The 10,823-nt window shown below is 71.6% G+C and carries 9 protein-coding genes and 2 pseudogenes; 5 read left to right on the top strand and 6 right to left on the bottom strand.

Annotated features, from left to right (window positions below):
• Window positions 1-209, top strand: a pseudogene (locus FMEAI12_RS22440) (protein meaA); the annotation flags it as partial.
• A gap of 101 nt (window positions 210-310) precedes the next feature.
• Here the strand turns inward: FMEAI12_RS22440 and FMEAI12_RS38520 are convergent.
• From FMEAI12_RS38520 to FMEAI12_RS22430, 4 genes are read right to left on the bottom strand one after another with little or no spacing between them, the layout of a single operon-like run.
• On the bottom strand, window positions 311-436 hold the full coding sequence (locus FMEAI12_RS38520; protein ID WP_235014321.1) for a hypothetical protein: 126 nt from the start codon (window positions 434-436) through the stop codon (window positions 311-313).
• Window positions 437-492: 56 nt separating this feature from the next.
• Window positions 493-1,470 (bottom strand): proline-rich domain-containing protein, encoded by a 978-nt coding sequence (locus tag FMEAI12_RS38515; RefSeq protein ID WP_235014319.1) that lies wholly within the window; start codon window positions 1,468-1,470, stop codon window positions 493-495.
• On the bottom strand, window positions 1,389-2,666 hold the full coding sequence (locus tag FMEAI12_RS37300) for an AAA family ATPase (RefSeq protein WP_200835379.1): 1,278 nt from the start codon (window positions 2,664-2,666) through the stop codon (window positions 1,389-1,391). The genes FMEAI12_RS38515 and FMEAI12_RS37300 overlap by 82 nt, the downstream gene beginning before the upstream one ends.
• A gap of 11 nt (window positions 2,667-2,677) precedes the next feature.
• Complete coding sequence (locus tag FMEAI12_RS22430; RefSeq protein ID WP_112107734.1) at window positions 2,678-2,965, bottom strand: DUF4242 domain-containing protein; 288 nt, start codon at window positions 2,963-2,965, stop codon at window positions 2,678-2,680.
• A gap of 257 nt (window positions 2,966-3,222) precedes the next feature.
• Here FMEAI12_RS22430 and FMEAI12_RS22425 point away from each other — a divergent pair, with 257 nt between their 5' ends.
• The gene (locus tag FMEAI12_RS22425) at window positions 3,223-3,687 is read left to right on the top strand and encodes a universal stress protein (RefSeq protein WP_112107732.1); all 465 of its coding nucleotides are present in this window, start codon (window positions 3,223-3,225) and stop codon (window positions 3,685-3,687) included.
• 87 nt (window positions 3,688-3,774) lie between these two features.
• Window positions 3,775-3,999, top strand: a complete 225-nt coding sequence (locus tag FMEAI12_RS22420; protein ID WP_235014318.1) for a hypothetical protein — start codon at window positions 3,775-3,777, stop codon at window positions 3,997-3,999.
• A 30-nt stretch (window positions 4,000-4,029) separates the two neighbouring features.
• Here FMEAI12_RS22420 and FMEAI12_RS22415 read toward each other — a convergent pair whose 3' ends face one another.
• Window positions 4,030-4,854: a transposase family protein gene (locus tag FMEAI12_RS22415; RefSeq protein WP_112107731.1), complete on the bottom strand. Its 825-nt coding sequence runs from the start codon at window positions 4,852-4,854 to the stop codon at window positions 4,030-4,032.
• Window positions 4,855-5,006: 152 nt separating this feature from the next.
• On the opposite strand from FMEAI12_RS22415, the pseudogene FMEAI12_RS40120 reads away from it, so the two are divergent.
• Window positions 5,007-6,079: pseudogene (locus tag FMEAI12_RS40120) on the top strand (oxygenase MpaB family protein); the annotation flags it as partial.
• A 210-nt stretch (window positions 6,080-6,289) separates the two neighbouring features.
• Window positions 6,290-7,195, top strand: coding sequence for an oxygenase MpaB family protein (locus tag FMEAI12_RS22405; protein WP_112107730.1), 906 nt, complete (start codon window positions 6,290-6,292; stop codon window positions 7,193-7,195).
• 19 nt (window positions 7,196-7,214) lie between these two features.
• On the opposite strand, the gene nifJ is transcribed toward FMEAI12_RS22405, so the two are convergent.
• The gene (gene nifJ / locus FMEAI12_RS22400; RefSeq protein WP_112107729.1) at window positions 7,215-10,754 is read right to left on the bottom strand and encodes a pyruvate:ferredoxin (flavodoxin) oxidoreductase; all 3,540 of its coding nucleotides are present in this window, start codon (window positions 10,752-10,754) and stop codon (window positions 7,215-7,217) included.
• Window positions 10,755-10,823 lie beyond the last annotated feature (69 nt).

The following is a 10,823-nucleotide window of genomic DNA, read 5'->3' as shown; positions in this document are numbered from 1 at the left end:
TGGTGCCCGAGGTGCTGGACGGGCTGCGTGCGGCTGGTCTCGGGGACGTCCCGGTCGTGGTCGGCGGGATCATTCCGCCCGCGGACGCGGAACGCCTGGCGACGCTCGGTGTTGCGGCCGTCTTCACCCCGAAGGACTACGGGCTGACCGACATCATGCGTGGCATCGTGAACATCGTGCGCACCTCAAACGGCCTCGCGAGTGCCTGACCCTGTCCTGGGCAGCCGGGCCGGGCGGCGGCCCGGTCGCCATGCTGGCCGCCTGATGCGCCAGACAGCGCAGACCGCGCGGGGTCCTGTTGCGTGCCGGGTCAGACGAGGCCGAGCTCGTCGGCGCGCAGGGCTACGGCCCGGCGGGTGGGCAGGTCCAGTTTGGTGAGGATGGCGGAGACGTGGTGGTCGGCGGTCTTCACCGAGATGTACAGACGGGTGGCGATCTCGGCGTTGGTCAGCCCTCGGGCGACCAGCTTGGCGACGTCGAGCTGACGGTTCGTCAGGCCCGCCGGGTTCGCCCGGGTGCTCGTGCGGGGCCGCCTGGGAAGCTGGGTGATGCCGTCGCGACGCAGGGCCGCCCGCTGCCGGTCGGCGGTGCCGGTGGCGCCGAGCTGGTCCAGCAGCTCCACGCCGCGTGCCCGCTGGCCGGGGTCGGGGGAGTCGCACAGGGCCATTGCCGCGGTGAAGGGCTCACCGGTGCGGCGCCACCACGCGCGGCCTCGTCGTGATCGCCCGCGAGGCTGAGCCGGAACGGCGGCGCGACCTCGTCGGGCCATTGGCTCAGCAGCCCGAGCCGGGCCAGCCAGACCGCGAGGTCGCCGGCGGCCCAGGCCGTCCCGGCGATCCCCGCCCCGCCGGCCGTGCCGGCAGTACCGGCGCGCGTCCCGGTTTCGGCGATCGCGGCCGCCGCGCGGGTGACCCGGGGGTCGGACACCTCGGTGAGCCACATCCGCTCGGCCAGCGCGGAGAGCACCGCCAGCCGGCGCAGCGGCTCGTCGTCGTCGGCCAGCGGGGTCCGCGCGCCGGTGTCCCCGGCCAGCAGGGCGGCGGAGGTCCGCAGGATGCGCCCGCGCTGGGCCAGCTCCGCCTGGCCGTGGCGGTCCGCGGCGTCGATCGCGCCGTCGAGGTAGCGACGAGCCAGGGTCACCTCGCCGCGCATGTAGGCGAGGTAGCCCCGGGTCGTGTGGGCGCGGGCGTGGGACTGCTCCAGCTCCGGCCCGGCCGAGAGGGCGGCGGCGCGCCCGGCGTGTGCCTCCGCCTGCCGGCGCCGGCCGTTGTAGTACTCGAACACGGCGCAGGTGTCGTACGCCGCCGCGAGTCCAGCCTGGTCGCCGGCCTGCTGCCAGAGCGGGAACGTCGCGCTCACGGTGGCGATCGCCTCCCTGAGGCGGCTGGTCATGTACTGCTCGATCGCGAGCCTGTGGAGCAGGTCGGCCCGGTCGAGCGCGGGCGCCGTTCCGAGGTGCTCCAGCGCCATCTCGAAGAACGTCGCCGCCTCGCTGTGCGAACCGGCCTGGGTCGCCTGGCGGGCGGCGGCCGTCGCGTACTCGGCCGCCCGGGCCCCGTCGCGGGCCACGACCGCGTGGTGGGTGAGGACGGCGGGATCGCGCGGCTCGATTCGCTCCAGCGCGGCCAGCAGGCGGGCGTGCAACCGGGGGCGCCGCCCGGTGGGATCGTGCTCTCGACGGCCTGGCGCGCGAGCTCGTGCCGGAAGACCAGACCGCCGCGGGCCCGGGTGAGCAGGCCGGTCGTGTCGAGGCGGCGCAACGTGGGCAGGTCGACGCCGAGCGCGGGCAGCACCCGGTCGTCGAGCCGGTCCGGCGCGGTCGCCACCATCTGCAGCACCTCGACGTCGTCCAGCGTGACGTCGGTGGTACGGGCGAGCACCGCGTCGCGCACCGAGGTCGGCAGCGGGCGGTCGGGCTCCTTGGCGATCTCGGTGACGAAGAACGGGTTGCCGCCGGTCAGCTCGTGCACGCGGCTCGGTTCCAGCCGGGTGCCCCCGACGACGGCGCGGACGGCGTCGAGGGACAGCGGCCGCAGGTCGAGGGTCCGCAGGCCGGCCAGCCGGGCGAAGTCGCCGAGCAGCGGGCGAGCCGAGTGACCTGGACCGATCTCGTCGTCCCGGTAGCTCACGAGCAGCGCCAGCGACATCGCGTCGACCCGGCGCGCGAGGAAGCGCAGCACCTCGACCGAGGCGGCGTCGACCCAGTGCAGGTCCTCGACCACCAGGACTGTCGTCTCGTCGCGCAGTGCTTCGTAGATCCGCTCGCAGACGCCGGCGAGCGCCAGCTCCGCGCCGCGGTCACCGGCCTTCTCACCTCTGACCCTGTCCTCACCGGGCAGCAGCGGTCCCAGGCCGGCGGCCGCGGCGATGTCGCGGAACGGACCGAGCGGCCGGGGCGTCAGAAGCGGGTCGCAGCCGCCGAGGAGGAAACGCGGGCCGGGCGCGGCCGCGCGGGCCGCCGCGAGGAGGGCCGACTTGCCCGCGCCAGACTCCCCGGTGACCGCGACGCCCGACCCCTGCCCGGCCGCCGCCCGGTCGATCGCCGCGCGGACGACGGCGACCTCGCGGTCCCGTTCGAGGAGATCCACGTGGTCAGGGTAGAGGCGGGCGGGCGGGGCGCCGAGGTGAAAGGTTCGGGCGCCCCGCCGGAGCGTCGGCCCCGTCATCGGGGCCGCGGTCACCGCGGGGTCGCGGTCGCGGCGGTCTGCGGGCCGAACTCGTTCGCGACGGCCGAGACGTTGTTGGCCGGGAAGCCACCGCGACGGGCGTGCTCGAGGATGGTCTCCGCGTCCTCCGCCTCGTGCACGCAGTAGATCTTGTCGTCGGTGACGTAGCTGTTCACCCAGGTGTAGGGCACCCCCAGCGACGCGACGGCCTCGTTGGAGGTCTGCGCGATCTCGGCCAGCTCCTCCTGGCTGAGGTTCCCGGCGCCGGGGATCTCGCGCTCGATGACAAAGCGAGGCATGGTCTGCTCCTTTCGATCCGACGGCCCGCTGCCGTCCGGTGTCTCCACTCTCGGCGCGGCAAGGCGTCCCGACATCGGGAGCGACTCCCCATGCTCGCGGTCTGGGTACCCAGGCGCCGACTCCGGAGGACGGGCACGCGGGCGTTAGGTGTCCGCCTGATCGGACACTCCTGGATCCGGTCCGCGTGCCCTCCGCGGCCGCGGGAGGAGTCCGCCGGACTATGCCTAGCCGGGCCGCTGGCGGAAACCCTGTGGGTATGCAGCACATCGTTGTCGGGGTCGACACCCGGGAAGCAGCTCCCGCCGCCCTGGTTCGGGCGGCTGACCTCGCGCGGCAGCTGGGCGCGGAACTCGATGTCGTCCACGTCCAACCCTTCAGCCGCGGAGAGATCCGCGTGATGGTCTCCACGGTGCCCGGGCGGCACCTGTCCGAGCGGTTCCTCAGGGCTGACCAGGATGCCCGGACCAGGGAGGTCCGCACGCTGGCGGAACGGACACTGGCGGGCAGCGCCGTGCCCTGGCGGTTGCACGTCCTGGCTGGGGATCCCGCGGCGCGCCTGCTCGCCGTGGCCGACAGCGTCGACGCCTACGCGATCGTCATCGGCACCCGGCACGGCGGCGGGGTCGTCCTGGAGCGGCTGCTGACCGGCTCGGTCTCCCATCGGGTGGTCAACTGGGCGAAGCGGCCCGTTCTGGTCGTCCCGACAGACCTGGACGATTAGCACCCGAACGGGTCCGTGCGTCCGGCCGGGCAGGCGACCTGGACGGCCTGTTGCATCCGGCCGGCGAGACTTCCGTGCTGGTGGAAAGTGCTGTACCGGGCCCACAGCCACGGCTGTTTTCGTGACCTGATCGAGGCCGGGATGCGTGCGGGGTTGTTCGAGATGGCGTCCGCGCGGCTGGCCTCGTACGCCATCCTCGACCTGGGGATGGGCGTCGCGGTCTGGTTCCGCGACGACGGTGAGCTGACGGAGGATGCCGTCGTCTGGCAGTACAGTGAGCCTTTCCGTGTAACCGTCCGTTACGGTGTGTGATTCACAAGGTCGTGCGGTCCGTGGTGGCTGTCAGGTGGTGCGGTCGTGTTCGATGTGGAGGATCACGAGAGCGGCGGCGACGATCCTGCCGATCTTCCAGGGGTCGAGGCTGATGTTGCCCAGGGTGCGGAAGGTGCTCTTGAGTAGCGCGTTCGCGCGTTCACCGACGGCGCGCAGGGCGTTGTGAACCCGGTTGTGCTTCTTCTGGTCGTCGGGGAGGGCCTTGCCTTTCGGTTTCTTGAACGGGACGGCGACCTGGTCCTGTAGCCCTTCGTAACCGAGGTCGGCGAGGACCTCGCCACCGCCTGCGGCCCACCACCCGAGGACGGGCAGGGCGCCGGAGGCGCGCAACGCGGTGGTGTCGTGCTCGCGGCCGGGTCGGACCTCCGAGGTCCACAGCGGCCAGCCGTCGTCCGGGGCGGAGACAACCTGGATGTTCCCACCATGGTTGTGGACCTTGGCGGACCACCAGAGATCCACACCAGTGGTCGGGCCGGGAGCGCGGACCCGGTCCGTCTCGATCACCGTGCCGTCCACGATGACGTGGCCGTAGCCGGCGGCCTTCGCCGCCAGCAGTACGTTGCGCAGGTCGGGGGCCTGCGCGGCCAGCATCGCGATGCCCTCGTGGAGGTAGTCGTAGCCCGTCGACCGGCCGATCTGGTTGTCGCGGACGAGCTGGGACACCCGGGTGCCGTCGACGAACCAGCGCAGCACGAGCACGGCCTGCGCCCGGCAGTCCAGCACCCGCCTACCCGCCCGGGTGCCGCGGCGGGCCCGCTCCGCGGCCAGCAGGGCCTCCAGCCGGTCGACGGTGTGGTCACCGAGGGACAGCTCGGCGGTATATGTGACACTCACGTGGACGCGGGGCCTCTCAGAAGCTGATCTTTGGTCGGACCAGACTTCCTAACAGAGGTCCCGCGTTTCCTTGCCACGGCCCTCAGTCTCACCCGCGTCAACTACACCCCGCGACGCTCACACGCGGTGACCGAAAGTCACGCGGAAAGGCTCAGTGGGTCTGGGACGACACCATCGACCGGGCGATGGCCTCCGTCCTCGACAACGGCCAGGTGCCCGCGGTCAATGCGGCCATCGGTCCCTGGGTCAACAACAACCATCCCCTGCCGACTGGTCTGCCGGCCGACGTCACCGCTTTCCTGCAGCAGTCCAACAAGTTACCGTCGTGGGCCGACGTGAGCCAGCTGCGTCGCGCGGCCGACTTCAACCGGCGCAAGGACACCTATCTGTTCATGCTGTATGGACTGGGCAGCGGAATCATGAGCACGGTCATCCCGCGAGAGGCCAGGTCGGTGTACTGGTCGAAGGGCGGCGCCGACATGAAGGACCGTGCGGCGAAGACCTTCACCTTCGGGTACGACCTGAGCCAGTTGAACGCCTTCGAGTCGAACGGGAAGTTCATCGTCACCGCGAACAAGACTCGGATGGTGCACGCCGCGGTCCGTCATCTCCTGCCGCAGTTGCCGCAGTGGAAGTCGGGGGCGACCGAGACGATCCCGATCAGCAACGGCGACATCCTCGTCACCTTCCACAGCCTGGGGACCTTCGTGCATTCCAAGCTGAAGGAATGGAAGATCCCGATGTCGACCGCCGATGAGAACGCCTTCCTCCACAGCTGGCAGGTGGCGATCTCGTTGCTCGGCGTGAAGGACGAGTACATTCCCAAGACGTGGGCCGACCGCACGCCCAGTCGGCCCAGGTGCTCTCACCGATCCTGCTGCCCACCACCGAGGGCAAGGCGCTCGCCGAGGTCCTGCTCGGGCTCGTCTCGCAGGTCGACCTGGGCGTCACGCGCGGCTTCCTCAACGAGTTCACCCGCTACGTGCTCGGCGACACGGTCGCCAACTGGCTCGCGCTGCCACGTGACCTGGCCTCGGCCGCGATCATCAAGGTCGGCTGGCCGGCGTACATCCTGTTCCGTGAGGGACTCCTCCCGCTCATGCCGGCCAACTTCTACCTCTTCGACCAGTTCATCCGAGCGGTGGCCATGGCGTTCCTCAACGGGGGCACCTCGACCCAGACCACTCCCGTCCAGATCCCCGACATCAACCGTCCCGCGGCCTGACGCCGTCGCCCAGCGCACGTCAGATGCCCTGCGGCGCCGGGTCCGCACGGCATCTGACGGCGGCCGCGTCGCCACGTGTCGCCCCGCTCGCATAGCTGGCGTCGGGACGCGGCGCGTCGGGACGCGTCGGGGCGCGTCCGAACTGATGGGATCAGTCGGTGGGGAATCGCCGGGCGACGGTGATCCGAATGGCGGGACGAGCTGGCCTGAATGTTCACTGACCGCGACAGATGGGTGCGCCGGATCCTTGAGCTGGATCCGGTGGCCGATCACCACGAGATCTACCGGATCTCCTCGGGGTACGAGTTCCCGTGGGACTACCGCCGGGCGCTCGAGTTCGCCCTGTTCCGGACCTACTGCGTCCCGACGGTCTCGGCGCTGCTGGAGGCGACGGGTGAGTTCCGGGAGCGGCCGCAGAAGCGTTACGACGACACCGCCCTGCTGATGGGGGAGCTCACCGCCGTCGGCTACGACTCTCCGCGCGGCCGCGAGGCACTGCGGGTGATCAATCGGATCCACGGACGCTACGCCATCGACAACGATGACATGCGCTACGTGCTCACCACCTTCATCTACGAGCCGATCGACTGGATCAACTCCCACGGCTGGCGCCGGCTGACCGATCACGAGACCATCGCCGCGTTCCAGTTCTACCGTGAGGTCGGGCTGCGGATGGGTATCCGCGACATACCCGCCGACTTCGACGTCTTCCGCACCTTCAAACACGAGTACGAGCAGGAGACCTTCCGGTTCGCCGAGAGCAACCGCAGGATCGGGACGTACACGACCGAGATGTTCGCCGGCTGGTTTCCCGCCCGGCTGCGTCCGGTGGTGCGGGTCGGGGTGCGGTCGCTGCTCGACGAGACCATGCTGAGCGCCTTCGGATTCGACCCGGCGCCGGCATGGATGTGCCGGGCCGCGACGGGTTCGCTGCGGGCCCGTTCGGCCGTGATCCGGCGGCTTCCGCCGCGGCGGCGCATCAAGTTCGCCTGGGATCCCAGGACCCGCACCTACCCCGGCTATCCCGAGGGATACCAGCCGCGGGACCTCGGTGCCCCGCCCCCGCCCGAGACCCTCGACGAGAAATGGAGGAACCGACCGCTTTCGACCAGGTAGCGCGGTAGAACCATGCGGATCAGCCGTCCTGGCTCGGGCGGCTCTGGGCGGCCTCGTGTTCGTAGCCGCGCCACCGGCCGAGAATGTCGCGTTGCGCGAGAGCCTCCAGCCGGTCGGCTTCCTCGGGGTTGGCCGTGCCGAGCCGGGTGAAGCGGGACTCGGTCGCGGCGAACTCGCTGAACGGGATCGACGGGGCCCGGGAGTCGAGGGAGAACGGCTGCTCCTCCGCCCGCGGGTCGAAACGGTAGAGGGGCCAGTAGCCGGACCGCACCGCCGCCTTCTGGTGCGCCATGCCGTCGGTCATGTTGATGCCGTGGGCGATGCAGTGGCTGTAGGCGATGATCAGCGACGGGCCGTCCCAGCTGGCCGCCTCGTTGAAGGCCTTCACCGTGTGCGCGTCGTTGGCACCGAGCGCCACCTGCGCGACATACACGTCGCCGTAGGCCGCCGCGACCAGGCCGAGGTCCTTCTTGCGGGTCCGCTTGCCGCCGACCGCGAACTTCGCGACCGCCGCCCGCGGCGTCGACTTCGACGCCTGCCCGCCCGTGTTGGAGTACCCCTCGGTGTCGAGGACGAGCATGTTGACGTCGCGCCCGGAGGCGAGCACGTGGTCGAGGCCGCCGAAGCCGATGTCGTAGGCCCAGCCGTCACCGCCGACGATCCACACGCTTTTCGCGACGAGGTCGTCGAGGAGGGCGTCCAGCCGGGCGGTGGGCCCGTTCCGGGCGGCGTGCTCGCCGCCCGCCAGCCGGCGCCGCAGTTCGGCGACCCGGTCGCGCTGGTCGGCGATGCCGGCCTCGGTCGACTGGTCGGCGTCCAGGATCGCCTCGACGAGCCGGTCGGATACCAGAGCCCCCTCGGCGCGCAGCAGCCGGCGGGCCTCCCGGGCCCGGGCGTCGAGCGCGAGGCGCATGCCCAGCCCGAACTCGGCGTTGTCCTCGAACAGGGAGTTCGCCCAGGCCGGGCCGCGGCCGTCGGCGTTGGCCGTCCACGGCGTGGTGGGCAGGTTCCCGCCGTAGATGGACGAGCAGCCGGTGGCGTTCGCGACCACGATGCGGTCACCGAACAGCTGGGTGAGCAGTTTCAGGTAGGGCGACTCCCCGCAGCCGGCACACGCCCCGGAGAACTCGAACAGCGGCTCCCGCAGTTGCGAGCCACGGACGGTGGCCGCCGAGGCGAGCCGCGGCTCGACCGCCGGCAGGGTCTCGTGGAAGGCCCAGCTGGTCCGTTCCTCGGCGAACCGGGAGTCGGCGTCGACCATGTCGAGCGCCCGGTGGTCCGGCATCTCCCGGCTCTTCGCCGGGCACGCCTCGACGCAGACACCGCAGCCGGTGCAGTCGTCCGGCGCGACCTGGATCGTGAGCCGGTACTCCCCGAGCCGGGGGTCCTTCGGGCGGGTGTGCCGGAACGACGGCGGGGCGTCGGCGAGCCGCGCCGGGTCGAACAGTGTCATCCGGATCGCCGCGTGCGGGCAGACGATGGCGCACTTGCCGCAGCTGACGCACAGCTCGGGATCCCAGACCGGGAGCTCGCGGGCGATGCCGCGCTTCTCGTACCGGGCCGTCCCCACCGGGAACGTGCCGTCGACCGGCAGCGCGCTGACGGGGAGCAGGCCCCCCTCACCGGCCATGATCCGGGCTGTGACCTGCCGGACGAACTCGGGTACGTCGCCGACCAGGCGCCGGCGCGCCGGCCCGGTGACGGTGCGGTCGCGCAGGTCGACCTCGCGCAGGGCGCCCAGGGCCGCGTCCACGGCCGCGGTGTTGCGGCGCAGGATCTCCTCCCCGCGCTTGCGCTGGCTGGCGAGGACGCCCTCCTTCACCGCGGCGACCGCCTCGGCCGGCTCGAACAGGCCGGACAGCCGTAGGTAGCAGGTCTGCAGGACGGGGCTGACGATGCCGGGTATGCCGGCCGTCGCCGCCACCCGGTCGGCGTCGACGACGAACAGCCGTGCGCTCCTGGCCAGCAGGTGCCGCTGGGCCTCGGCCGGCAGGTGGTCCCACACCTGATCCGGTGGGTACGAGGTGTTGATCAGGACGGTGGCACCCTGCCCGGCCACGGCGAGGACGTCGACCCGGTCCAGCAGCGACCACTGGTGGCAGCCGACGAACTGGGCGTCCCGGATCAGCCAGGGCGCGTCCACCGGCCGTGGCGCCAGCCGCAGGTGCGACACCGTCATCGAGCCGGACTTCTTGGAGTCGAACACGAAGTAGGCCTGCGCGTGCAGCGGCGTGTGGTCGCCGACGATGCCGGCGGTGGTGCGGGTGGCGCCCACGGTGCCATCGCTGCCGAGGCCGTAGAACACGGCGCGCCGGACGTCGTCCGGCTCCGGGAACCTGTCCTCGTCCGCGGGCAGGGACAGGTGCGTGACGTCGTCGTCGATGCCGACCGTCACCTCGCGCCGCGGGTTCTCCCGCGCCAGCTCCTCGAACACCGCCGCCGCCATCGCGGGCGTGAACTCCTTCGACGCGAGCCCGTAGCGGGCACCGATCACCCGCGGCATGCGCTCGGGCCGCTCCGCGAGCGCCGCCAGGACGTCGAGGCGCAGCGGCTCGCCCGTCGCGCCCGGCTCCTTCGTCCGGTCGAGGACGGCTACCGAACGCACCGTCGGCGGCAGGCAGGCGAGGAACGCCGCACTGTCGAAGGGACGGTACAGGCGGACCTGGACGAACCCGACCCGCTCGCCCCGCGCCATCAGCCGGCTGACCGCGTCGCGCACCGCCGACCGGCCCGACCCCATGATCACCGCGACCCGCTCGGCCTCCGGGTGGCCGTGGTACTCGAAGATGCGGTAGGCCCGGCCCGTCGCCGCGGCCAGCTGGTCCATCGCCCGCTGCACGGCGCCCGGGACGGCGGCGTAGTAGGTGTTGGCCGCCTCGCGGGCCTGGAAGAACGTGTCGGGGTCCTGGGTGGTGCCGCGGATCACCGGGTGGTCCGGGGACAGCGCGCGGCGGCGATGAGCGTCGACGTGGGTTTCGGACAGCAGGCCGGCCAGCGTCGGGTCGCCGAGCAGCGTGACCTCGTTCAGCTCGTGCGAGGTGCGGAAGCCGTCGAAGAAGTGCAGGAACGGCACGCGTGTCTCGAGAGTGGCCGCGTGCGCGACCGCGGCGAGATCGTGCGCCTCCTGCGGAGACGCCGAGGACAGCATGGCGAAGCCGGTCGACCTCGCCGCCATCACGTCGCTGTGGTCACCGAAGATCGACAATGCCTGCGTGGCCAGGGTCCGGGCGGCCACATGGAGAACCATCGGCGTGAGCTCGCCGGCGATCTTGAACATGTTGGGCAGCATCAGCAGGAGTCCCTGCGACGCGGTGAAGGTGGTGGACAGCGCACCCGCCTGCAGGGCGCCGTGGACGGCGCCGGCGGCGCCGCCCTCGCTCTGCAGTTGGACCACCTCGGGCACCCCGCCCCACAGGTTCGGGCGTCCCCCGGCCGCCCACACGTCGGCGAGCTCGCCCATTCCCGAGGCAGGGGTGATCGGGTAGATGGCGATGACCTCGCTTGCCCGGTAGGCCACCGAAGCGGCCGCCTCGTTGCCGTCGATCGTCTTCTGCCCCATGCAGCCAGACTGCATGGGCCGGAGCCGAAGTGGCGAAGGACGTCGTCCCGTACGCCCAGGATGTACAGC

The sequence above is a fragment of the Parafrankia sp. Ea1.12 genome, assembly GCF_900465275.1.
GTDB classification, from domain to species: Bacteria; Actinomycetota; Actinomycetes; order Frankiales; family Frankiaceae; genus Parafrankia; species Parafrankia soli.
The sequence above is the reverse complement of the archived record's forward strand: the minus strand, read 5'-3'. Positions and strand labels throughout refer to the sequence as shown.